This window comes from Bradyrhizobium sp. USDA 4502 (assembly GCF_054063355.1).
Map to the genome: position 1 here is coordinate 2575188 of NZ_JBSSGF010000001.1, position 22317 is coordinate 2597504.

Here is a 22317-nt window from a genome sequence, read left to right on the forward strand (position 1 = left end):
TCCATCCGGGCTACGGGCGGGAGAATCACAACCCCGTCGAGGCCTCGATCCGGAACTGCGCCAGCGCCGATTGCGGATCGGTCTTGAGGAGCTGCATCAGCTGAAGCGCCGGCGCCTTCGCGCGCGGAGTGAGCTTGATGACCAGCGTCTGTCCCGGCGTCTCGATGAACTGGCCGATCGCGGTGACGAGCGCGGTGGCGTCGGGATTGCTCCCGCCGATCTCGCCGCCCTGCGCCTTGATGGCGTCGAGGATGACCTTGCGCGCCTCGTCGCGGCTGATGTTCCGGGTGCGCGCAAATTGAGCGACCGCGAGATCGATGACGCCGAGGTCGTGGACCGTGAGCTGGATCGTGCCGGCTTCGATCTGCGCGGCAGCGCCCATCGCTTCCGCGGCGCTGGTCGAGAATGCCTCGCGCGGCACGTTGCCGAGCGTGACCTTCGCCGACGCGCTCAGCACGCCCGCCATGTCGAGCTTGACCGGCTCGAGTGCGAACGCGCGCGAGGTCTCGGTCCAAACGGCGCCGAGATCGGCATCGACGGCCATCCGGTCGATCCCGGCAGCGACGAGCGGTTGCTGCCGCGGATCGGCCGCATCGAGCGGCGCCGCCAGCTTGGCGGTCAGCCGCAGCTTGCTCGGGATCGATCCGACGAACTGACCCCAGTCGAGACTGAAGACGTCGATGTTGACCGGCTTGCCGGTGGCCTTGTAGGGCGACGCGACGCCCTTGATCTCGACGCCTTCGATCAGCGGGAATAGCGCCAGCGCCTGTTCGGCCGACGGCTTCTGCGCAGCGAATTGTGCCGACAGCCGCATGAAGTTGGCGACGTCGAGCGACTTCAGCGCGAAGCGTCCGACCTTGATGGGACCATTCGGCGCACGGGTATCGAGTCCCTCGACCGCAAGCTCGCCGATCTTGCCGTGTTCGAAGTTGAACCGCACCGAGGCGAGCTTGAGCGGGCCCTGCGGCGTCTCGAGCGAGAGCCCATGCATTTCAGCATTTGCAATTCCGATGCCCGAATAGAGGACGGCGACCTTGTCCAGCAGTTCGCGCGCCTGGACGGCAGACGGCGGTGGGCTCCCTTGCGGCGGGATCATTGCCAGCAGTGCCGGCAGCTGCATCCGTGACGGATTGATCCTGGTGTCGTCGACGGTCACGCCCCCGATCCGCATGTTCACGCCGGGCGCAGCGGTGATGACATAAGGACCGGCCGAAACGTGTCCCTGGACCCGGTACTCCCTGTCATCGTTGGCCTTGCCTGGATCGAACATCGCCGCCATCGCGCCGACGTCGATATCGGTCGCGGCGATGTTGGCGAGCTCGCCGGTCATTTTGATCGGCTTGCCGGCCGCCTGCTGGTTGATCGTGAACACAACCTTGTCGGTTTTGCTGGACGCGATTTTTCCGTCCTTCATGTTTTCGATGGCGATGCCCGAATAGGCGAATTCGCCGCCGGCGCCGTCGCCGGCTTTTGCGGCGGCGCTGAAGGTCATCGTTCCGGTCAGGCTAGGCGCAGCGACCGATGATGCGTTGATGCTCGCGAGCAGTCCGAACGCGGACCGGTACAGCTCGAAGATCGACGACGACGCCGGAAGCTGGGGCAGGCTGGCGGGGCCGGAAAAATCCTTCACAGTGATCCGCGGCGCCTTGTAGGTCAGTGAGGTGATCGTCGGGGTAGGTCCTGCCACGCCGATCTCGACATCGCTGAACTCGACATTGCCGGCGGAGACCCGTGCCGCGTCGGTTTGACCGAGGCCGGTCATCGTGAGACTGGCAATCTTGACGCTGACCGGGGATTGCGTCCCCGACTCGGTGGCGACGTCGGCGATCGTCAGGGTGCGGCTCTTGACGTCGAACGTGATCTTGCCGTGGCTCGCCTTGGCGCCAGTGGCACGGACCTGCTCGAAGGCGGCCTCGACGTCGCGCGTGACCCGGCGCTGGGCGTAAAAGTCGAAACCGAAGAAGCCGGCGGCCGCGATCACAACCACGGCGATCAGGCCGAGCAGAATTTTCTTCATTCGGTCAACTCCGGATCATCAAGGGAAAAAAATTGCCAATCCCGGCCGAAAGGCGCGGGGAGGGGCAGGCGTCGATGAACGGCCGGCCCGGGCCTGTTGACGGGGACATTATCGGATGTTGCATCCAAGTGGTTGGACATGCTTCACATCCGGCTCGATTTGCCGGACAACTGACTTTTGCCTGGATTAGCACAGAAACAAGAAATTTGGGCCGGAAACGCGGGGAGCACGCATGTCGTCATCGTCTGAAGAACTCCACAACGCGGCGCTCGCCTACCACCGGCTGCCGCGGCCGGGCAAGCTCGAGATCCAGGCGATCAAGCCGCTTGCCAACCAGCGTGACCTGGCGCTGGCCTATTCGCCGGGCGTGGCCGCCGCCTGCACCGAGATCGCCAAGAACCCGGCCGAGGCGGCGACGCTGACCGCGCGCGCCAATCTGGTCGCCGTGGTCTCGAACGGCACCGCGGTGCTCGGTCTCGGCAATATCGGTCCGCTGGCCTCGAAGCCCGTCATGGAAGGCAAGGCGGTGCTGTTCAAGAAATTCGCCGGCATCGACGTGTTCGACATCGAGATCAAGGCCGACACGATCGAGCGCGTAGTCGAGACCGTTGCCGCGCTGGAGCCGACCTTCGGCGGCATCAATCTCGAGGACATCCGCGGACCTGAGTGCTTCGAGATCGAGGCGCAGCTCAAGGAGCGCATGAAGATCCCGGTCTTCCACGACGACCAGCACGGCACCGCCATCATCGTCGCCGCGGCGATCGTCAACGGGCTGTTGTTGAACGGCAAGCAACTGTCTGACGTGAAGATCGTCTGCTCGGGCGCCGGCGCCGCCGCGATCGCAACCCTCAATCTGCTGGTCTCGATGGGGGCGCAGCGCAAGAACATCTGGGTCTGCGACATCGACGGTGTGGTCTATGAGGGCCGCAACACCACGATGGATCGCTGGAAGGCGGTCTATACCCAGAAGACCGACGCACGCGTGCTCGCCGACGTCATTCCGGGCGCGGACATCTTCATCGGCCTGTCGGCGCCGGGTGTGCTGAAGCCCGAAATGGTCAAGCAGATGGGCGACAAGCCGCTGGTGATGGCGCTGGCCAATCCGGTGCCGGAGATCATGCCGGATGAGGCGCGTCTGGCGCGTCCCGACGCGATGATCTGCACCGGACGGTCGGACTTTCCGAACCAGGTCAACAACGTGCTCTGCTTCCCCTTCATCTTCCGCGGCGCGCTCGACGTCGGCGCCACCGCGATCAACGAGGCGATGAAGCATGCCGCGGTGGACGCGATCGCGCAGCTCGCGCGCGATCCGCCGTCGGATGCGGTGGCCCATGGTTTCGAGAGCGGCGAGACCCAGGGGTTTGGCCCCGGTTCGCTGATCCCGAGCCCGTTCGATCCGCGCCTGATCCTGCGCATCGCGCCGGCGGTGGCCAGGGCCGCGATCGAGTCCGGCGTCGCGACCCGGCCGATCACCAATTTCGACGAATACGCCGCCAATCTCGAACGCTTCGCCTTCCGCTCCGGCCTCACCATGAAGCCGGTGTTCGCCAAGGCGAAGACCCAGCCGGTGCGCGTGATCTACGCCGAAGGCGAGGACGAGCGTGTGCTGCGCGCGACGCAGGTGGTGCTCGAGGAAAAGCTGGCGCGGCCGATCCTGGTCGGCCGTCCGTCGGTGGTCGAGACCAGGATCAAGCGCTTCGGCCTGTCGATCAAGGCCGGCCGCGATTTCGACCTGATCAATCCCGAGGACGATCCGCGCTACCGTTCCTATGTGCAGTCCTATATCGACGTCGCCGGCCGGCGCGGCGTGACACCGGAGGCCGCGCGGACCGTGGTCCGCACCAACAATACCGTGATCGCGGCGCTTGCCGTGTCGCGTGGCGAGGCCGACGCGATGCTGTGCGGCGTCGAGGGCCGCTACATGAGCCATCTGCGCCATGTCCGCGAGATCATCGGCTTCCTGCCGGGGGTCAGCGACTATGCCGCGCTGGCGCTGATGATCACCTCCACCGGAGCCCATTTCCTCGCCGATACCCAGGTGCGGCCGAACCCGAGCGCGGAGGAACTCGCTGAAGTGGCATCGCTCGCGGCGATCCACGTCCAGCGCTTCGCCTTCAAGCCGAGGGTCGCCTTCGTGTCACATTCCGACTTCGGCAGCTATGACACGGATTCCTCGCGCAAGATGCGGCGAGCGACCCAGCTCTTGAAGGACAAGCATCCGGAGATCGAGGCCGACGGCGAGATGCAGGGCGACACCGCGCTGTCGGCGGCGGCGCGGCGCCTGGTGCTGCCGCAGTCGCGGCTGGAAGGCGAGGCCAACATCCTGATCATGCCGAACCTCGATGCCGCCAACATCGCCTATCAAATGATCAAATCGCTGGCCAACGCGTTGCCGGTGGGGCCGATCCTGATCGGTCCGGCGCGCCCGGCGCACATCCTCACCCCCGGCGTGACGGCGCGCGGCATCCTCAACATGACGGCGGTGGCCGCCGTCGAAGCCCAGGAACGCGCCGGCCGCGCGCAGCCGACGCTGTTCGGCTGACGGCCGTTGTTTGAGCACGTTATGTTCGGATAACCGCAGCGCGGTTTTCCGCATCGTGTTTGAACCGAGATGGATTCGATTTGATCGAGGCAGGTGGAGCGACCATAATCGCTTCGCCTGCTTCGTCCGATTTCTGCCATCCAGTGAGGCCGACCCATGCCAGCGTTCATCACCTTCGGGCGGATCCTGTTCGCCGTGCTGTTCCTCTATTCGGGAGCGAGCAAGCTGTTCGGCATCCAGGCGACGGCGGATCTGCTGGCGGCCAAGGTGACGATCCCGGCCGTGGTCGCGCCCTATACGCAGCAGATCGAAACCGCCGTCGGCATGCCCCTCATGCAGCTGCTGGCGGTCACGATCGGCGGCTTCGAGATCGTCGCGGGGCTGATGATCGCGGTGAACGTGCTGGCGCGGTTCTTCGCGATTCTCCTGATCATCTTCGTGTGCTTCGCCACCTTCTACTTCCATGACTTCTGGAATCAGCCGGCGCCCGACAACCTCAGGACGCTGATCGATGCGCTGAAGAACCTGTCGTTGATCGGCGCGCTGTTCATCATCGCCGGCTACGGCCGCGGCCCGCGCCGCGACGACCCGGCCTATGGGGACGTGTAGGTCACGGCAGACCGCCGGGCGATCTACGCTGCGCTAGCTCGTCCGACGAGTTATTGCCGGCTTGTCACGCATCCATGCGCCACTGTGAGGTTCAGAAAAGTGGTCCCCACATCGGTACGCTCTCAAACCTTTCTAGCCTGATCGTTTTCCCGCCAGCCGATGACGTGTCGGTGCCAAGTCGCATGATATCCCGGTCTTTGGTATCGACGCGCAGTTCGAGTTCGCCTGGACAGTCTTTGGGCTGATCGATTTCCAGGGCGAACGGAATGGGAAGCGTCTCGCTCGTGTTGGGAACCACGAACGATTGAAAGAGCTTCTCCGGGCCCGTCGGGCCCTCCGTCGTCATTTCGACGAGGTAGAAGTACAGGAATTCCCCGACATAGGCCTTGCGGTCGCCGGGCGCTTGCACGAGTTCGCCGCGCAGGGTGGTTTTGCAGGCGCCGACTGCGCTGGTTGCGACCAGCGACGCCATCGCCACAAGAGCTACGGCCTTCGCCAGGGAGGTCATGCCGTTGTTCATCGCAAGCTGCTCGGGATCTATGCGCTTCGCCGCCACGGCGTAACGCTGACGTCCTGCGCAGCATCGATCAGCTGCGGCGCGCCGGCGTGCAGGCCGTGCGCTGACAGCACCTGCTGCGGGGTGCGGGCGGGGACGCCGGGAAAGCACGGCTCGCCGTCGGGGATGCGCACCCGTGGCGCGACCGAGAGCCAGAACGTGTCGTAGCGATCCATGAACATGCCGAACACGCCGGGGCCGCCGATGATCGCGACCATGCCCGAGGTCACGCCGGCCTCGCGGCTCGCGGTCTCGAACGGGCAGCCGGCGGGATTCCACAACAGCGCCTTCGGATTGTCGGGGTCGGGCGCGGTCGCCGCAACCTTGCTGGTCAGGATCAGGCGCCGCCGCTTCGGCGCGTTCGGCTGCTCTTCCTGGGAGTTACGACCATGCACGACGAGGTCGGCGCGGTCGAGGGCCGCGGTGAAGAACCGCTTGTCGCCCTCGATCTTGAGGTCGTCGGGCATTACGTTCCGCGCATTCGCCAGCCGGCCATCGGCGGAGACGATGACGAAGCCTTCGATACGCAGCGCCGGCACCAGGATTGTCGCCGGCGTTATTGCTGATCGACGGTGGTGACGACGCTGTTCACCGGGCGCGAGCTTACAGTCGGCAGCTTGACGTCCTTGGCGAGCTCCTGCTCGTATTGCGGCAGCACCGTCACCGGGAACTTGGCGCGCATCGCGACCACCTTGTAGCCGCCGGCCTTGAGCTGCGTCAGCAGCGTGGGTAGCGCTTCCGCGGTGTGCTTCTGGAAGTCGTGCATCAGGATGATGCCCTTGCCGAGCTTGTTCAGCTTCTTCATCACGGTGTCGATCACCTGCTGCGGCTTGCTCGCCTTGAAGTCGAAGGAGTCGAGGTCGCAGGAGAAGATCGCGATGTTGCGGTTGCCGAGATAGGTCACCATCTCCGGCGGATGCTGCAGCGCCGGGAAGCGGAAGAACGGCGAGGGTGAGGTCTCGAGCGCCCACTTGACCGCAGCGTAGCCGCGCTCGATCTCGTCCTTCTTCTGATCCTCGGTCAGCTTCTTGTTGTTCAGATTGGCGTGCGACCAGGTGTGAGCGCCGACCGTGTGGCCGGCGGCATAGACCTGCCGCAGGATTTCGGGGTGATAGGTCGCGTGCTTGCCGATCGGGAAGAAGATGCCCGTGGTGCATTCATCCGCGAGCGCCTTCAGCACTGCCGGCGTGTTGCCCGGCCACGGGCCGTCGTCGAAGGTCAGCACCACCTCATGGTCGCGAAGGAAGTCGAGCTGCTTGAAATGCTCGAAGCCGAAGCCCGGACCGCCGGTGGTATCGATCTCGACCGTGCGGCCGACGCCGAGCGCGTTCGGATTGTTGCAGGCGGCGCGCGCCGGCTGTGGCGGTTGCTTCGGCGGAACCGGGGCTGCGGTTGCGGTTGCCGGGGCCGGTGCTGCGGCGGCGGGCGCGGGAGCCGCGGCCGCTGGTGCCGCCGGTGCCGCAGTAGCGCCCTTGGGGGGCGACGTCTGCGACCAAGCTGCGCTCGACGCGAGCAACGATACGGTCCCCGCAAAAATCAGACCTGTCGCAATGCGCATGGCGTGTTCCCTGCTGCTCGCGCTCCCGGCGCCGGCATTGCCGCGACCGGGTCGCTTCGCCCCCAACCGATCGTACCCTAGTCGCAGTGGCGACGCCAAGGCAATGAACGTGGCGAGCGCGTGTCCAAAATCCTCGTCGGATCAGTTAATTCCGGGGATTATCGTCATATCTCACGCGGCCGCCGATGCCCGTGCGATCCCGGTCTTGATGCGCGTGTCGTCGGGCGCAACCGACTCAGCGAAAACGTCGGCGATGTAGCCGTCGCGGCCGATCAGGTATTTGTGAAAATTCCAGCGCGGCACGTCCTTTGGCCGAGCCTCCGCCGCCCAGCGGTAGAACGGATGCGCGCTCGCTCCGCGGACGATTGCTTTTGCCGCGATCGGGAAGGTGACGCCATATTGATGCTGCGCAGTCTCGGCGATATCGGTTGGGCCGCCGGGCTCCTGGCCGCCGAAATCATTGGAGGGGACGCCAATGATGACGAAGCCGCGATCGCGGAATTCGGTCCAGAGTTGCTGCAGGCCGGCATATTGCGGCGTGAAGCCGCAAAGCGAGGCCGTGTTCACGATCATCAGCGGACGGCCGGCATAGTCGGCAAGTCTGATATCGCCGCCGCCGAGTGCCGGAAATGAGAAGGCGTAGGCGGTGATCCGGCTTATCGCGGGCTGCTCGGCATGCAGCGGGCGGGATGCCGCGGCTGCGGCGATCGCGGTCACGATCAGGGTCCTGCGGTCCATCATGGTCTCGTCCCCGGAACAGATGTTCGTCGGGATCATAATCCGGAGGGGACGCGCAGGCTTTCAAGAAGGCGTTATTGCCGGAGGCGAGTAGCCCGGATGGAGCGAAGCGAAATCCGGGATCGATCGCCTCAACGCAGCGGCAGGATGAAGTCAGTGCCTTCGCCGGTCTCGCCCTGGTTCACACCGAGGTCGGAGACGATGATCGATCCGCCGGTGCCGAGCGCTTCGCTGATCCGCGCCATCACGTCGGCCGGAATCGAGATGCGGTCGAGCGCCTCGGCCGGACTGTTGGTCACCGGCTGCGGCCTGGCCTCGGCCACTGCTGCGGCCGCGACCTTGCGGCGATGCGAGGCACGCTCCTCGACGTCGATGCGGGCGACGTTGCGGGTCGGCAGCGTCACCACCGACCAGCGCAGCAGGTTCGTATCGGTCTTGTCGGCTTGTGCGGTGAACACATGGGTGCCGAGCGGCCGGTCGCTTGCCGCGATCGTCACCGGCACCTCGAACAGAGGTGCAAAATTCTGCCGCACGTAGAGCTTGGAATCCTTGCGGCTGATGAACACCGCAATCTGGCCGGCGCGCTTCGGCACGTCGATCCTGGCGGTGCCCGGCAGCCGCGCCGGATCCTTCTTGGCGTCGGGCCCATCAGCTGCGATCGCTGCCTCGGCGGGCTTGTCAGCGGCCTTCGATGCATCGGCCTTCGGTGCATCGATCTTGGGCGCCTCGGCAACACCAGGCTTGGCGGCGTCCGCCTTCGGCTCGTCGGCCTTGGCTTCCGCCTTCACCGGATCGCTTGCGGAGACCTCGCTCTTTGGCGTGTCGGTGCTGGCGGTGGTTTCGCCGACCGTCTTGTCATCTGTGGTCGCGTTGCTGTCGTGGCCGGCGGAATTGGTCTCGGCCGGCTTGTCGGCGGCGGCCGTCTCGGGCTTCACGGTCTCGGACTTGTCCGCTGCGATCTTCTCCGCGATGGCGTCGCGCGCCGTGGAAGAGGACGCATCGGACATTGTCACTGACGCACTCGCTGCCGGCATCGCGCTGCTGGCGTCGGCGGTGTGGGTGTTGTCGCGCAGCGACGCGGCGGCATGACCGACGCTGCTGCGCAAATCGAGACTGGACTGCTTGTCGGCGCCCTTGTCGCTCTTCACGCCGAGCGGCGCATCCATCTTCAGAATGTCGTCGGCAACCGGCTGCTGCGGCGCCACCTTCTGCGTGACCAGCAGCGGGTGCGAGAAACTTTCCGGCGAGATCGTGCCCGGCGTGACGAAGACGCGGGCGCCCATCCGCGTCCAATTGTACATCTTGACCGCGAACGACATCGGCATGCGGATGCAGCCGTGGGACGCCGGATAGCCGGGCAGCACGCCGGCGTGCATGGCGATGCCCGACCAGGTGATGCGCTGCATATACGGCATCGGCGCGCCGCTATAGATGTTGGACTGGTGGTACTTCTGCTTCTGGATGACGCTGAAGACACCCATCGGAGTCGAATGCCCCTTCATGCCCGTTGACACCGGGCTCTCGGCATAGAGGCCGTTGGCGTCGTAGAGGCTGACCCGCTGCTGGTCGATCGAGACCGAGATGATCAGGGGACCTTGCGGCTTGCTGCCGGCCTCCTTCTCGATCGCCGGATTCTTCTTGGCTGTGCTGCGCTTCGGCTTTTGCCGGTGCGGCTGTGGCAGCGGCATCGGCTCGTAGTCGCCGTAGAAGGCGGAGTCGCGGTTCCAGTAATAGAGCGCTGCATCGGCCTGCGTGGAGGCGGCGACGGTGCCGGCGGTCGTCAGAATTGCCAGCTGCCAGAACCGCTCATTCGCGAAGTCAAAAACCGAAATCCGCCGTCCACCTGCGCGCATATTCCGAATCCCAGTCCAAACTACATGTTGGTTGTCGCAGACGCACAACGCGTTCACCAGCGCAAGCGATCTAACCCTTCCGTGAGGGCGGTATTTTCGACGAAAGAGTAACAAAAAAGCCTCACAAGAGGTTAAAGCGCCGCGTTCGATCACCGAACTGTCAGCGCCTTCCTGTGCGGCGTTTGCGCACTACATAGGCGGGACCCACCCCGCGGAGACCTCAATGACATCGAGAACTGTGAGCTTGTGTGACCTGCGACGGTTGTCTCGATGGGGATGCGCGGTGCTGCTGATGTTGCTGGCTTTGGGGCAGGCGGGTCCTGCGGTCGCGGCCGACGAGCCGGACCTGATCTTCCGCCGCTCCACCGTGTTCAAATGGGTGAGCCCCAACGACAAGCTCGCGACCTATGGCGTCGACGATCCCGAGGTCGAGGGCGTCGCCTGTCACTTCACGGTGCCGGAGAGGGGCGGCTTCAAGGGCTGGCTTGGCCTTGCCGAGGAAGTCTCCGATATCTCGCTGGCTTGCCGGCAGATCGGGCCGATCCGCTTCAAGACCAAGCTCGGGCAGGGCGATGACATGTTCAGCAAGCGCCGGTCGCTGTTCTTCAAGAAGATGCAGATCGTGCGCGGCTGCGACGCCAAGCGCAATGTGCTGGTCTACATGGTCTATTCGGACCGCCTGATCGAGGGCTCGCCAAAGAACTCGACGTCGTCGGTGCCGATCATGCCGTGGGGCGCGGCCGATACTGCCGTGCAGAAGTGCGGCGAGTTCATTCAATAGCTGGAGCAGGGGCAGGGGCTTGGCCCAGGCGGCTGAGGCGGTGGGCGAGCTAGCGCTCGGTTTGCCCGAACTGCTTCGCGCTGATGCCAAGGCCCGGTTTGACCTTCGAGTCGCGGCAGCCGACGAGGCGGACCAGCTTCTGCGGCGCGCACTCATTGTCGCCCATCACGTAGGCGCCTTGCTGCGGCATCGCGGCCGTCATCTGCTGCTGGCCGGATTTGCTCGCCGCGGATTCATTGCCAACACCGATGTTGCCATTGCCCACGACTGACATCCTTCGTTGGATCGGGAGGGATTACGACAACGTGCCACCGCGAAGATGGTTGCACGGCGCCCAGACATGAGTCGACGAAACCGCCGCCCGGTTCACCGCAGCCCTTGCTGTGCTGCTTCTCCTCTCAGCAGAGGAAAGTTAACAAAGCGCGGTAGCTCGTTCAGTTTGCACGCATAATTGGCTGTCGCTCCGGCAGTGGCCGGGGGCCGGCATTGTCGCGCGAAGTTTTCAACAGCTTTTCAGTCACGCTGCTGCCGCTGAAATCATTGGTGTTTTCCGCCGAATGTTTCGTGGACCGCTGGTCGACGAAACAATTCGAGTTCCGACGAAACCATTTTCGGCTTGTTCCGCAGAACTCCGGAAACGGCAGATCGTTATCAGACCGTCACACAACGGCGCCGGACGCCGACGAGCGGAATAACGGAGACTTTCAGATGCGAACCATGAGCCTGATCCTCGCCTTCGCCTTTGTGATGGCCGGTTCGTCGATGGCAGGCTCGCCGGACAGCGGTTTGCCCGGGATTGGCACCTTCTCCTATAACGGCTCGCCGGTAGTCACCCCGGTCCCGATGGTGCTGGCGCAGGCCAACTGAGCGCGACGCAAAAAACAGAACTGCCGGTAAAGGCTCCCCATGCTGCTCCGTATCTGTTCCGCCGCGATGTTGGCATCGCTCGTCCTGATGGGGCCCTTGGCGGGCGCCGCGCAGGCCCAATCCCAGCTCCCCCTCGAATCGATGCAGATCCGCTCGCTGTACCGCGTGCCTGAACCGCGCGACGAGTTCGTGCGGCAATGCGCGCCGCATATGCTCGGCCGCTGGGCGCATCCCGAGGCCGTGTGCGGCTGCCTGCACGACCACGCCGCCGCGACCGTGGACGATCCCGACCTACGCCAGGCGCTGCTACGCGGTATCAGCGAGACCGGCGTGCCGACCATCGAGACCGATTGGGTGCCGCCGTCCAAGCAGGGCGAGATCGGGCCGACCTTCACCAAGATCGCCAAGCCGACCCTGCAATGCATGTTCGAGCCGGTCTCGAACTGAGCCGCGCCTCAAAGCAATGAGGACCGCAGCGCCTCGCGTCAGCGGGGCGTTTTACTTTTTGGCGAGGCGCGGCACGCAGCTGCTGGTCCGCACCACGCCGTTCTGGCTCAGCCTGGAGCCGACGACCTGCTTGATCTGCCCGGCCGGGCACGAGCCGTCATCGACAAGGACGCGCTGGCCGACCCGCAGATCGACGATGTCGCCCTCGCGCATGTAGGACTGCTCTGCTGCGGCGGATTGAGTCATCGCGCCAAGAGCTGCGACGCTGACCAGCGCGACGAATCCCAAGCGCAGCATCGCAGCCTCCTTCACTTGTTCTGGATCTTGAGCCCGTCGGGGCCGACATTGATCTGAAGGCCTTCGGGCTGCTTGTTCGCCTGATAAAGATTGTAGCCGAGCATGCCTGCGATCACGACCAGCGCGGCGATCACGAGATACAGGACGTTGCGATTTGGCATCCGGTATCTCCGTAAGCGGACACTGACTGAACGCGGGCGACCTTAGTCAGGTGACTGCGATTCTCCTAGAGCGCTGCGGCTTGGCGGATGGCTTGACCGATGTCTTGCGCGTCGCGCGCAGCGCGGCGAGCGTTGTCTTCGCCAATCGTTCCGCCGATGCAACGAGTTGCGGAGCCGGATGCCCGGAAAATCCCAGCACGAAGCCAGGCAATGGGCGCGCGCGATGATAGGTCTCGGCGAGCAACCAGCCGCCGACGCCGGCATTAGCCTTTGCCTGCGCGGCAATCAGCGGATCGGTCGCGGGATCGAGCCGCGCCACGAGGTGAGGCCCTGCGAGGGCACGGGAACCGTGAGCTCGCCTTCGGATGCGCTCACAAGCGTCGACGCCAGGACGTCGCGCGCCTCGCGATAGAGTTTGCGCGATTTGCGTAAGTTGGCCGCAAAGGCGCCGGAGTTCAGCATGTCGGCGACCGCGCCTTCCATCAACGTGGCGGGAAAGCGGTCGAGCGCGGCGCGCGCCGCCGTCACCGGTCCGATCAAGGCTTCGGGCAGGGCGCAATAGCCGATCCGCAATCCGGGAAACAACGTCTTCGCAAACGTGCCCATGTAGATCACGCGGCGCAGATGATCGATGCCGGCCAGCGACAACAGCGGCGCGCCGTCGTAGCGGAACTCGCTGTCGTAGTCGTCTTCGAACACGAAGGCGCCGGCATCCCGTGCCCAGTCGAGCAGCTCGAGCCGGCGCGGCATCGACATCTGCACGCCGAGCGGAAACTGGTGCGAGGGCGTGACATAGGCAGCGCGCGCTTGCGGCGCGGACGCGCGCCCCTTGTCGATGCGCATGCCCGACATGTCGACCGGCACCGACACCGGACGATAGCCGCAATGCTCGATCGCGCGCCGCGCCGCCGGATAGCCGGGGTCTTCGCACCAGATCTGGTCGCCGGGCTTGAGGATCGCCCCGAGCACGATGCGCAGGGCATGCAGCGTGCCGGACGCCAGCATGATTTGGTCGGGGTCGCAGCGCAGCCCGCGCGCCGACAGCAGATGGTCCGATATCGCCGCGCGCAGCTCGCTGCTGCCGCGGGGATCGCCGTAATGCAGATGCTCGGACCCGAAGGCGCGCAGCCTGCGGCCGGCGAAGGCGCGGAAGCGCTGCAATGCGCGCTCGTCGATATGGGTGCAGCCGAGCGACAGCGCATTGTGCTGCGGCGGCTCGATCGCGATCCTTGCGCGGCGCGGCGCGGCGGCCTGCGCCGGAATGCGCGCCGCGACGAAAGTTCCGGAGCCCGTGGTTGCCACCGCAAAGCCGTCGGCGATCAGCCGCTCATAGGCCGTGGTGACCGCGTTGCGGCGGAAGCCGGTCTGCTTGGCGAGCGCGCGCGACGGCGGCAGCGGCTCGCCCGGCTTGACGAGGCCGCCGACGATCGCGTGGCACAGCGCCTGATAGAGCCGCTGCTGCGAGGCCGCGCCGGGGGTGACGTGCGGGCCGGCGAGATCGAGCGGCAGCTCGGCCTTGCGCGCCGCGGGCTCCCGGGAATTGGTCGGAATTTTTCGCATGGAATTGGCACTATCGCAGACCAAATGAGCCGCTACAATTCTGGACAGATTCCAGATTTCGAAAGGCTCACCGTGACCGAAGGCGCATCCGCTCCGTCCTATCCCATGTCGTCCCGCAGCCGCGTGAAGCGCCGCCACGACCGCGGCTTCTACGACCACGCCACCGTGCACAAGATCCTCGACGCCTCGATGCTGTGCCACGTCTCCTACGTGATCGACGGCCAGCCCTATTGCACGCCGACCTTCTTCTGGCGCGAGGGCACCAGGCTCTACTGGCACGGCTCGAGCGCGAGCCGGATGCTGGAGAACCAGTCCGAAGGGCAACGCGTGTGCCTGACGGTCGCCCATCTCGACAGCCTGGTGCTGGCGCGCTGCGGCTTCAACCACTCGGCCGACTATCGCGCGGCGATGGCGTTCGGGTCAGCCTATCTCGTCACCGACCCCGCAGAGAAGGAACGCGCGATCGTCGCGATGGTCGACCGTTTCTTCCCCGAGCGCACCGCGAGCCTGCGTGCCAGCAACAAGCAGGAGATCAAGGCGACCTCGTTCATCGCGATGGAGATCGAGGAGGCCTCGGCAAAAATTCGCGCCAAGGGCGTCGCCGACGATGACGAGGATTACGAGTTGCCGATCTATGCCGAGCGCATTCCGGTGCGCGCCGTGCTCGGCGCGCCCGAGCCGTGCCCGCGGCTGCTCGACGGCGTGACGCGGCCGAAGACGCTCGATGGCTATTCGGAAGGCCGGCTGCTCGAAGATGCATTGCGGGACGCCTATTTTGCGCAATACCCCGCGGAGTGAAATCGGGCTACGCTGCGGCTCCCGCCTGATCTGTTTTCCCGATGGAGCCAAAGCATGACTGCCGAGACGCAACAACGAATCCTTGCCGCTGTTGATGAGGGATTCGATGCGCAGCTTGCGACGACGCAGGCCTTTGTCGCGATCCCCTCGACCCGCGGCGCCGAGGGGCCGTGCCAGGACATGATCGGCGATCTCCTGCGCGAGCGCGGCTACGAGGTCGACGACTGGCACATCAATCTCGACGAGCTGAAGGATTTGCGCGGCTTCGGCCCGATCGAGCATGATTTCTCGAAGGCGCGCACGGTGGTCGGCACTTACCGCCCGGCCAGCAATGCCGGCAAATCGCTGATCCTGCAGGGCCACTGCGACGTGGTGCCGACCGGTCCGCTCGAGATGTGGGAGACGCCGCCGTTCTCGCCCGTCATCAAGGACGGCAGGATGTATGGCCGCGGCGCCTGCGACATGAAGTCCGGCACCATCGCCGCGCTCTATGCGCTGGATGCGATCAGGAAGGCCGGGCTGAAGCCGACAGCGCGGATTCACTTCCAGTCCGTGATCGAGGAGGAGAGCACCGGCGTCGGCGCGCTCTCGACCTTGCAGCGCGGCTATCGCGCCGATGCCTGCTTCATCCCGGAGCCGACCAACGGCACGATGATCCGCTCGCAGGTCGGCGTGATCTGGTTCCGCCTGAAGGTGCGCGGTTTCCCGGTGCATGTGTTCGAGGCCGGCGCGGGCTCGAACGCAATCATGGCGGCGTATCATCTGGTGCATGCGCTGGAGAAACTCGAGATCGCCTGGAACGAGCGCGCCAAGGCCGACCGCCACTTCAAGGACGTCAATCACCCGATCAATTTCAATCCGGGCATCATCAAGGGCGGCGACTGGGCCTCCAGCGTGCCGGCCTGGTGCGACGTCGACTGCCGCATCGCGGTCTTGCCGGGCTGGTCGATCGCCGAGTGCCAGAAGGAGATTCTTGCCTGCGTGTCGGCGGCGGCGCGCGATCATCGCTTCCTCTCCAATAATCCGCCGCAGGTCGAATGGTCGGGCTTCCTGTCGGAAGGCTACGAATTGGTGAACTCCGAGGCACCGGAAGCTGCCTTCGCCAAGGCGCACTCGGTCGTCTATGGCGGCGCGGTGGAAGACCGCGCCTTCACCGCGCTGACCGACACGCGCTTCTACGGTCTGAACCACAACATCCCGAGCCTCTGCTTCGGCGCCACCGGCGCGGCGATGCACGGCTTCAACGAATATGTCGAGCTGGAGTCGCTGCGCAAAGCGACCAAGGCGATGGCGCTGTTCATCGCGGAATGGTGCGGCGTAGAGAAGGCGTAGGTAGTCTCTCCGTGATTGCGAGGAGCGAAGCGACGAAGCAATCCATTTCTCGGCAAGCGGTGACATGGATTGCTTCGCTTCGCTCGCAATGACGATGGCGAGAGCTTAAGGGGGCTCCGGCCACAACGCCTTCACGATCGCATCGAGCCCATCCGTCAGCGCGGCAGGCCCGGGCTGCAGAATGATCGGCGACTTGATCTCGACGATGCGGTCGTTGCGCACCGCCGGGATTTCGCTCCAGCCCTCACGCTTGCGGATGCGGTCGGGCACGACCTTCTTGCCGCACCAGGACGCCAGGATCACGTCGGGCATCGCCGCGCGCACCGCGTCAGGCGTGACGATGCGATCCTTGGCCGCCTTGTGAACGCGAAAATGCGGCAGCGCGTCCTCGCCGCCGGCGATCTCGGTCAGTTCGGACACCCAGCCGATGCCGCTGATCAGCGGATCGTCCCATTCCTCGAAATAGACCTTTGGCCGCGGTGCCGGACGCGGCGTTGCCGCGATCGTCGCCAGCCGTTGTTCGAGGTTTTGCGCGAGCCGATCGGCGCGGTCGGCGGCACCGACCATTGCGCCCAGACTGCGGATCATCGCGAGGATGCCGGCGACGTCGCGCTGGTTGAAGACGTGGACGGCGACGCCGGCGCGCACGAGATCGGCGACGATGTCGGCCTGCAGATCGGAGAAGGCGAGCACCAGATCGGGGTCGAGCGCCAGGATCTTTGGCATGTCGGCGGAGATGAACGCCGACACGCGCGGCTTCTCCCGGCGGACCTGCGGTGGCCGCACCGCGTAGCCGGAGACGCCCACGATGCGGTCCTGCTCGCCGAGCAGATAGAGCGTCTCGACCGTCTCTTCGGTCAGGCAGACGATCCGGCGGGGAGGGAAGTCGCGCATGGCAGGCGGTATGCAGGCTCGGAGGCACATTGTCACTCATGTCATGACGTCATTCGCGCCATTACCTCAGACGTCATTGCCGGGCCCGCTCTGGCAATCCATCATGCCCGATATCAACCTCGAAGAAGGCCACAAAGCAGGGAGTGCCCATGACGCCGCTCGAAAAGATCCAGTCGATGAAGATGCCGTTTGCGGAACTGAAGGGCGTTACGTTCATCGAGGCCGATCAGGACCGGGTGGTCGCGAAAATGGTGGTGCGGCCGGACCTCTGCACCCTCCGCAACACGATCCATGGCGGCGCGGTAATGGCCTTTGCGGACTCGGTCGGCGCCGCCGCGACCGTGATCAACCTGCCCGGGGACGCCAAGGGCACCACGACGCTGGAGAGCAAGACCAACTTCATCGGCGGCGCCAAGGAGGGGACGACCGTGATTGCGACCGCAACACCGGTTCACCGCGGGCGACGGACCCAGGTGTGGCAGACCAGGCTGGAGACCGAAGACGGCAAGCTGGTCGCGGTGGTGACCCAGACACAGCTGGTACTATGATGGGGCGATAATGTGATTTTCCAATCACCACATGCCTTAATTGAATGAATCTCGGTACTTGAATTTTATGGTGCGTCGCACAATATAGGTATTGCTAGGGACTCGACGCCTCCTCGAGGGCTACCAAGAGGAGTTATGAAATGAACTATGATTCCATTTGTTCGACGGCCGCCAAGGGCACCGTGCGGACGTTGAGCCAGCAGGAAGAGCTTCCGCTGCTGCGCGATCACCTGCTGCGGCTGGATCGCACCAGCCGTCATGATCGTTTTCATGGCTTCATCGACGACAGTTTCATCCGCCGCTACGCCGAGCGCTGCGCCAATGACGGCACGGTCATCATCGCCTATTTCGAGGACGGCGTGGTCCGCGGCGCGGCCGAGTTGCATCCGCCGGAGCAGTCACCGGATGCCCAGCCCGAGATCGCTTTCAGCGTCGAGCGGTCGGCGCGGCGGAAGGGCGTCGGCAGCACCCTGTTCCGCAAGCTGATCGCCGAGGCGCACGCCAAGGGCTACGGCAGCCTGCGCATCACCACTGGCGCACAGAACGATGCGATGCGGGCGCTCGCTACCAAGTTCGGTGCCCAGCTGACCTTCCGTCATGGCGAGTCGACCGGCAGCATCGACCTGAGCGAGCGGCAGCAGCCCGAAGCGGCGCCGGCTGTCGCCGTGGTGACGCCGGTCGAGGCTGCGCACGCGATCGTCGAAATGAACCGCGCGTATTGGCGCATGGTGATGCAGATCTCCGGCTGGGGCCGGGCGGCCTGAATCGGCAGCGTTTCCAAGCGAAGTGGATACCGGTTCGCGTGAAGGACACGCGCCCAACAAGAATCTCGGATCAAACGAAAAAGGGCAATCCACTCAATGGATTGCCCTCTTTCTTTCAGCAATTGGATGGTGCGTCTCAGGTGCCGGTGCGCTTGTCGGTCGCAAAGCGGCGGACCACGCGGCGCTCGACTACCACGGAGCGCTGCGCGCCCTGTTCGCCGGCGATGACGCGGGTTGCTGTGCCGGTGCGGGCACTGACGCGCGCGGTCTTCTTCACCTCGGCGAGCACGTCGTCATAGGGCAGTCCCATCAGGGCCGACGCGATCTCGGCCTGGGCCTCCACGTCATCGGTGATGCCGATGGCAGCGAAGATTGCTTCTTCCAGCGTCGGCGGATCATGCCGCACGCGCCGGGTGCCATACTTGGTGTTCCAGTCTCCGCTCATCGCCGCCTCATCATTGAATCGCGGGAGATACGTAAGGTCCCCAATGTTGCATTGCAATATGAATGTGAGATGGCAATCCAGCCATGCAGCTAGAGTCTCTCAATCTTGTGAGCGTCATAAAGTTCGATGGTGGTCGCCGCGGCCGCGAGAGATTGCAGCGAGCGGACGAAATCGCGCGACGCAGGGACCGCAAAATGCGCCGCCAGCGCGGCGCGGTCGGCCCATTGCTCGAAGAACACCAGTCTAAGCGGATTCTCGCAGTCGACATGGACCGCGTGGGAGATACAGCCGGGCTCGGTGCGTGAGCGATGAACATGTTCAAGGCTCAGCCGCCGCACCTCGTTGAACGAGTCGGGGCGGGCGGTGACGCTGCCGGTGACGACGATCATGATTTCCCCCTCCAATGCGCGATGAAGCCAAGTCATCATCGCGCTTTAGGTTCTTGTTTGAGCATGATCTTTTCGGAAAACCGCTTCGCACTTTTCCGGATCATGCTCTACGGGGCGGCTTCTGCCCCGGATGCACTCGTCTGTTGCTGCGGCCAACGCTTCAGCGCGGCGCGACCGGCATCGGTCAGCACATAGATGCCGCGCTCGGCGCGATCGAACCAGCCATAGACATTATGCAGCAGGATCTTGCCGGCGTCGGGAATATCCGCGCGAAGGTCGCGCACCCGCCGCGGCCCATCCGAAAGCGCACAGGCGCAGGCCAGCGCCTGCTGCCGGTAGGCGGTCATGATCGGCGCCCGCGTCGATCCGCCCATTGCGGGATCGCCCTTGCGCTTCTGGTGCTCGGTGATCAGCCGCGAACGTTTCTTCGGATTGCGGCGGGGCGCGGCGGTCGGCGGCGGCACCAGCACCTCGACGTCGCCGCGATCGGTGACGCCGAGCATGCCGAAGCCGAGCCGCCGGCACAGATTGCGATAGCGCGCGTCGCTCTCGCGGCCCTTGCCGCGGGCCGACACCTTGGCCGCGATCCACACCTCGTCAGCGGCGCCGGCGCGATCGACCGCCTGCAGGATCAGTTCGAGATTGAAGGCGAGCTTGAGTTCGCCGATCACGACGACCGGTGGATCATCGCCGCTCAGCGCTACGAGATCGCAGCCGCCGATCTCGCCCTTCACCGTGAAGCCGAGCTTTTCCAGGAAGCGTTTGACGGGCAGATAAAGCGCGGTTTCCAACAGGCAGGCTCCTGCGGCATCGGCCGCGACTCGGTGCGCCAGCATAGCGCGGAATTGGGCCCGCCGAGGGCGGATGGAATTTGCGCAAGGCACGGCTGAACGGCTATTGTCGGAACCGGGACCAGGCGCAGCTCATGATCCGGAACGGGCTCTATCACATCACCGTCGAATTTCTCGACGGCGTCTCTGGCGGCAACCAGGGCGTCATGGTGCTGCGCGACGGACAGATGCGCGGCGGCGACTCGTTTTTCTTTGCCTACGGCAGTTACACCGCAGCCGATGGCAAGTGGAAGGGCGAGGTCACCAACGAGGAGCATTCGCCGACCTATGGCGAGCGCCCGGTGTGGGAACGCAAGGTGGTCACGATCGGATTTACCGGCACCTATACCGATCAGACCGCCGAAGGTGACGGCATGGCGCTCGCCGGCAAGCAGAGCATCCGCTTCAGGTCGAAACTGCGGCTGCTGGTTGCGGATTAAACCCGCCCGTTCACCGGCAGGAGCGCGCCGGTGACGGCGCTCGCGGCATCGCTGGCGAGGAACAAGATCACGTCGGCGAGCTCTTTCGGCGTCACCCATTTGGAGATGTCGGCCTTCGGCATCGCAGCGCGATTGGCGGCGGTGTCGATGATCGAGGGCAACACCGCGTTGACCGTGACCTTGCCCTTCAGTTCCGCAGCGAGCGACTCGGTAAGGCGGTGCACGCCGGCCTTGGAGGCGGCGTAGGGACCCATGCCGGAGGCCGCCTGCAGGGCACCGAGCGCGCCGATATTGATGATCCGTCCGGCGCCCGACTTGGTGAGATGCGGGATGGCGGCGCGCGAGGTGTTGAGCGCCGTCATCACGTTCATCGCGTACATGCGCTGCCAGGTCGCCGGATCGCCGTCGCCGACCGCCTCGAAGGTAAAGCCGCCGGCGATGTTGATCAGCCCGTCAAGCCGGCCGAAATGCGCGGCCGCCTTGTCGATCGCGGCCGTCGCCTGCGCAGTGTCGGTGAGGTCGACACCGCCCAGCTCGATATGGTCGGCCGTCGCCGCAAGCGTTGACGCGGCATGATCGATGCCGGCGACGCGCGCGCCGCGCGCCAGCGCCTCTGTGGCGACCACTTTGCCAAGCGCGCCAAGGGCGCCCGTGATGACGATGGCTTTTCCGTGCATGGCGGTCTCCGCATTCGCGAGCAAACGAATGCCCACTATGATCAGGCGGAATTCATTTGCAATGCCGCCAATTTCGCCGCCTACTGCGCGCATTCATCAATTCATTCACCTCAAGGATGTTTGCTATGCCGACACCCAGACCGTGCGAAACCCATCCCGATCTCGTCAGGTTCGGACATAAGCTGCCGCACTTCGCGGATGCGCTGCGGCATCAGCGCAAGATCAAGCTGGTGGCGCTTGGATCGTCCTCGACCGCGGGCGCCGACAACATCCTGCCGTTTCCGCCGCGGCTCGAGATGCTGCTGCGGCAACGCTTCTTCGGCCGGATGATCGACGTGATCAATCGCGGGATCGGCGGGCAGGAGGCGCCGGAGGAATATTCGCGCATCGAGTCCGACGTGACGGCTGAGGCGCCGGTGCTGGTGATCTGGCAGGTCGGCACCAACGCCGTCTACAAGGGCTACAATCCGGCCGAGGTGCGCGCGACGCTGGAGGCCGGGCTCGACGTGCTCACAGCGCTTCCGCTTGACGTCGTCGTGATGGATTCCCAGTACACGCAGGCGATCGTCGGCACTGAAGCTGCGCTCAATCTCGCCAACGTGATCATGCCGATGATCGCCGAAGTGACCGCAAGCAAGAAGGTGAATCTGTTCAGCCGCTTCGCGCTGATGAAGCGCTGGACCGATGACGGGATTCCACTCGCCGAGCTCGACGATGGCGGGCAGCTTCATACCAGCGAATGGGCGACCAATTGCGTAACCCAGTCGCTGTTCGGCGCGATCGACGACGCCTTGAAGCCGGAGGCGATCACGTAAGCCCAACGACGTCGGCCCGACTACGTAAGACTACGGGGTAGGGCCGGTTGGATAAAATTTGCAGCAGTTCTGTAAGTCGTTTGCAGAACCCTTTCCTTAGAAGCGGAACTCCAGCCAAGGTAGGGGTTATGCGAATGGGAAATCTTCCGGATCACGGTTTACCGCTGGTTCAGCTTAAGGAGCAGCGGCGCGATCTCGTGGTGGCGCTGCAAAACCGCAAGGGACCAGTGGGCAGCTGGGAATTGATGCAGATCGCCGCGATCCAGCAGGCAATCTCGGCGTTCGAGGATGTGATTGCCGACCTCGATGCGGAGCTCGAGCTCGAGGCCGCAGCGGCCTGAGCTTTTTTAGTTCAGCCGCGTTTCCTTCACGCGAACCGGTGTGCACGTCGCTCGAAAA

General features: G+C 64.7%; 26 protein-coding genes and 1 pseudogene. 12 read left to right on the top strand and 15 right to left on the bottom strand.

Translation table 11 applies throughout. From position 1 onward, the window contains the following. Positions 1–25: 25 nt before the first annotated feature. Complete coding sequence (locus tag ACVW1B_RS11600; protein ID WP_456821616.1) at positions 26–2017, bottom strand: hypothetical protein; 1992 nt, start codon at positions 2015–2017, stop codon at positions 26–28. A gap of 232 nt (positions 2018–2249) precedes the next feature. On the opposite strand from ACVW1B_RS11600, the gene ACVW1B_RS11605 reads away from it, so the two are divergent. Beyond that, positions 2250–4559 (top strand): NADP-dependent malic enzyme, encoded by a 2310-nt coding sequence (locus ACVW1B_RS11605; protein ID WP_057019906.1) that lies wholly within the window; start codon positions 2250–2252, stop codon positions 4557–4559. A gap of 156 nt (positions 4560–4715) precedes the next feature. After that, entirely contained in the window at positions 4716–5168 is a 453-nt protein-coding gene (locus tag ACVW1B_RS11610) for a DoxX family protein (RefSeq protein WP_253608899.1), read from the top strand. 91 nt (positions 5169–5259) lie between these two features. Here ACVW1B_RS11610 and ACVW1B_RS11615 read toward each other — a convergent pair whose 3' ends face one another. The 5 genes from ACVW1B_RS11615 to ACVW1B_RS11635 all read right to left on the bottom strand — a co-directional run bounded on the left by ACVW1B_RS11615 (position 5260) and on the right by ACVW1B_RS11635 (position 9873). After that, positions 5260–5688, bottom strand: a complete 429-nt coding sequence (locus ACVW1B_RS11615; protein WP_253608898.1) for a hypothetical protein — start codon at positions 5686–5688, stop codon at positions 5260–5262. A 17-nt stretch (positions 5689–5705) separates the two neighbouring features. Then, on the bottom strand, positions 5706–6263 hold the full coding sequence (locus ACVW1B_RS11620) for a dihydrofolate reductase (protein ID WP_253608897.1): 558 nt from the start codon (positions 6261–6263) through the stop codon (positions 5706–5708). A gap of 17 nt (positions 6264–6280) precedes the next feature. Next, positions 6281–7282 carry a polysaccharide deacetylase family protein gene (locus tag ACVW1B_RS11625; protein WP_253608896.1) on the bottom strand — a complete coding sequence of 334 codons (1002 nt, stop codon included), beginning with the start codon at positions 7280–7282 and terminating at the stop codon, positions 6281–6283. Positions 7283–7453: 171 nt separating this feature from the next. Continuing rightward, positions 7454–8023 carry a glutathione peroxidase gene (locus tag ACVW1B_RS11630; protein WP_253608895.1) on the bottom strand — a complete coding sequence of 190 codons (570 nt, stop codon included), beginning with the start codon at positions 8021–8023 and terminating at the stop codon, positions 7454–7456. Positions 8024–8151: 128 nt separating this feature from the next. Beyond that, positions 8152–9873, bottom strand: a complete 1722-nt coding sequence (locus ACVW1B_RS11635; RefSeq protein ID WP_253608894.1) for a L,D-transpeptidase family protein — start codon at positions 9871–9873, stop codon at positions 8152–8154. A gap of 223 nt (positions 9874–10096) precedes the next feature. On the opposite strand from ACVW1B_RS11635, the gene ACVW1B_RS11640 reads away from it, so the two are divergent. Beyond that, positions 10097–10654 carry a CreA family protein gene (locus ACVW1B_RS11640; RefSeq protein WP_253608893.1) on the top strand — a complete coding sequence of 186 codons (558 nt, stop codon included), beginning with the start codon at positions 10097–10099 and terminating at the stop codon, positions 10652–10654. Positions 10655–10703: 49 nt separating this feature from the next. Here the strand turns inward: ACVW1B_RS11640 and ACVW1B_RS11645 are convergent, their stop codons facing one another. Then, on the bottom strand, positions 10704–10928 hold the full coding sequence (locus ACVW1B_RS11645) for a hypothetical protein (RefSeq protein ID WP_076832039.1): 225 nt from the start codon (positions 10926–10928) through the stop codon (positions 10704–10706). Between the two features lie 212 nt (positions 10929–11140). Here ACVW1B_RS11645 and ACVW1B_RS11650 point away from each other — a divergent pair, with 212 nt between their 5' ends. Together ACVW1B_RS11650 and ACVW1B_RS11655 are read left to right on the top strand one after the other, a co-directional pair. Beyond that, positions 11141–11521, top strand: coding sequence for a hypothetical protein (locus ACVW1B_RS11650; protein WP_253608892.1), 381 nt, complete (start codon positions 11141–11143; stop codon positions 11519–11521). A 39-nt stretch (positions 11522–11560) separates the two neighbouring features. Continuing rightward, entirely contained in the window at positions 11561–11968 is a 408-nt protein-coding gene (locus ACVW1B_RS11655; protein WP_057019915.1) for a hypothetical protein, read from the top strand. A gap of 51 nt (positions 11969–12019) precedes the next feature. On the opposite strand, the gene ACVW1B_RS11660 is transcribed toward ACVW1B_RS11655, so the two are convergent. The 3 genes and pseudogenes from ACVW1B_RS11660 to pdxR all read right to left on the bottom strand — a co-directional run bounded on the left by ACVW1B_RS11660 (position 12020) and on the right by pdxR (position 13986). Next, positions 12020–12265, bottom strand: a complete 246-nt coding sequence (locus ACVW1B_RS11660; protein WP_210262764.1) for a DUF6719 family protein — start codon at positions 12263–12265, stop codon at positions 12020–12022. Positions 12266–12276: 11 nt separating this feature from the next. After that, complete coding sequence (locus ACVW1B_RS11665) at positions 12277–12426, bottom strand: hypothetical protein (RefSeq protein WP_167350431.1); 150 nt, start codon at positions 12424–12426, stop codon at positions 12277–12279. 46 nt (positions 12427–12472) lie between these two features. Then, positions 12473–13986 (bottom strand): annotated as a pseudogene (gene pdxR, locus ACVW1B_RS11670) (MocR-like pyridoxine biosynthesis transcription factor PdxR). Between the two features lie 105 nt (positions 13987–14091). Between pdxR and ACVW1B_RS11675 the strand changes: the two are divergent. Both ACVW1B_RS11675 and ACVW1B_RS11680 read left to right on the top strand, forming a co-directional pair. Beyond that, the gene (locus ACVW1B_RS11675; protein WP_456823023.1) at positions 14092–14784 is read left to right on the top strand and encodes a pyridoxamine 5'-phosphate oxidase family protein; all 693 of its coding nucleotides are present in this window, start codon (positions 14092–14094) and stop codon (positions 14782–14784) included. 54 nt (positions 14785–14838) lie between these two features. Beyond that, the gene (locus ACVW1B_RS11680; protein ID WP_456780641.1) at positions 14839–16116 is read left to right on the top strand and encodes an ArgE/DapE family deacylase; all 1278 of its coding nucleotides are present in this window, start codon (positions 14839–14841) and stop codon (positions 16114–16116) included. 105 nt (positions 16117–16221) lie between these two features. On the opposite strand, the gene ACVW1B_RS11685 is transcribed toward ACVW1B_RS11680, so the two are convergent. Beyond that, entirely contained in the window at positions 16222–17010 is a 789-nt protein-coding gene (locus ACVW1B_RS11685) for a cobalamin-binding protein (protein WP_456821617.1), read from the bottom strand. 149 nt (positions 17011–17159) lie between these two features. Here ACVW1B_RS11685 and ACVW1B_RS11690 point away from each other — a divergent pair, with 149 nt between their 5' ends. Then, positions 17160–17558 carry a PaaI family thioesterase gene (locus tag ACVW1B_RS11690; RefSeq protein WP_253608888.1) on the top strand — a complete coding sequence of 133 codons (399 nt, stop codon included), beginning with the start codon at positions 17160–17162 and terminating at the stop codon, positions 17556–17558. Between the two features lie 140 nt (positions 17559–17698). After that, on the top strand, positions 17699–18322 hold the full coding sequence (locus tag ACVW1B_RS11695; protein ID WP_456821618.1) for an N-acetyltransferase family protein: 624 nt from the start codon (positions 17699–17701) through the stop codon (positions 18320–18322). A 136-nt stretch (positions 18323–18458) separates the two neighbouring features. Here ACVW1B_RS11695 and ACVW1B_RS11700 read toward each other — a convergent pair whose 3' ends face one another. The 3 genes from ACVW1B_RS11700 to ACVW1B_RS11710 form a co-directional block, all read right to left on the bottom strand. Then, positions 18459–18767 (bottom strand): hypothetical protein, encoded by a 309-nt coding sequence (locus ACVW1B_RS11700; protein WP_016843036.1) that lies wholly within the window; start codon positions 18765–18767, stop codon positions 18459–18461. Positions 18768–18856: 89 nt separating this feature from the next. Next, positions 18857–19156, bottom strand: coding sequence for a putative quinol monooxygenase (locus ACVW1B_RS11705; RefSeq protein WP_253608886.1), 300 nt, complete (start codon positions 19154–19156; stop codon positions 18857–18859). A 107-nt stretch (positions 19157–19263) separates the two neighbouring features. Then, positions 19264–19947, bottom strand: coding sequence for a DUF2161 domain-containing phosphodiesterase (locus ACVW1B_RS11710; protein WP_253608885.1), 684 nt, complete (start codon positions 19945–19947; stop codon positions 19264–19266). 134 nt (positions 19948–20081) lie between these two features. Here ACVW1B_RS11710 and ACVW1B_RS11715 point away from each other — a divergent pair, with 134 nt between their 5' ends. Then, entirely contained in the window at positions 20082–20426 is a 345-nt protein-coding gene (locus ACVW1B_RS11715; RefSeq protein ID WP_035634127.1) for a GrlR family regulatory protein, read from the top strand. Here the strand turns inward: ACVW1B_RS11715 and fabG are convergent. Beyond that, complete coding sequence (gene fabG / locus ACVW1B_RS11720; RefSeq protein WP_028332327.1) at positions 20423–21103, bottom strand: 3-oxoacyl-ACP reductase FabG; 681 nt, start codon at positions 21101–21103, stop codon at positions 20423–20425. The genes ACVW1B_RS11715 and fabG overlap by 4 nt on opposite strands. A 125-nt stretch (positions 21104–21228) precedes the next feature. On the opposite strand from fabG, the gene ACVW1B_RS11725 reads away from it, so the two are divergent. Both ACVW1B_RS11725 and ACVW1B_RS11730 read left to right on the top strand, forming a co-directional pair. Further along, the gene (locus ACVW1B_RS11725; protein ID WP_253608883.1) at positions 21229–21918 is read left to right on the top strand and encodes an SGNH/GDSL hydrolase family protein; all 690 of its coding nucleotides are present in this window, start codon (positions 21229–21231) and stop codon (positions 21916–21918) included. 134 nt (positions 21919–22052) lie between these two features. Next, positions 22053–22259: a hypothetical protein gene (locus tag ACVW1B_RS11730; RefSeq protein WP_035634033.1), complete on the top strand. Its 207-nt coding sequence runs from the start codon at positions 22053–22055 to the stop codon at positions 22257–22259. The last annotated feature ends 58 nt before the right edge of the window (positions 22260–22317 follow it).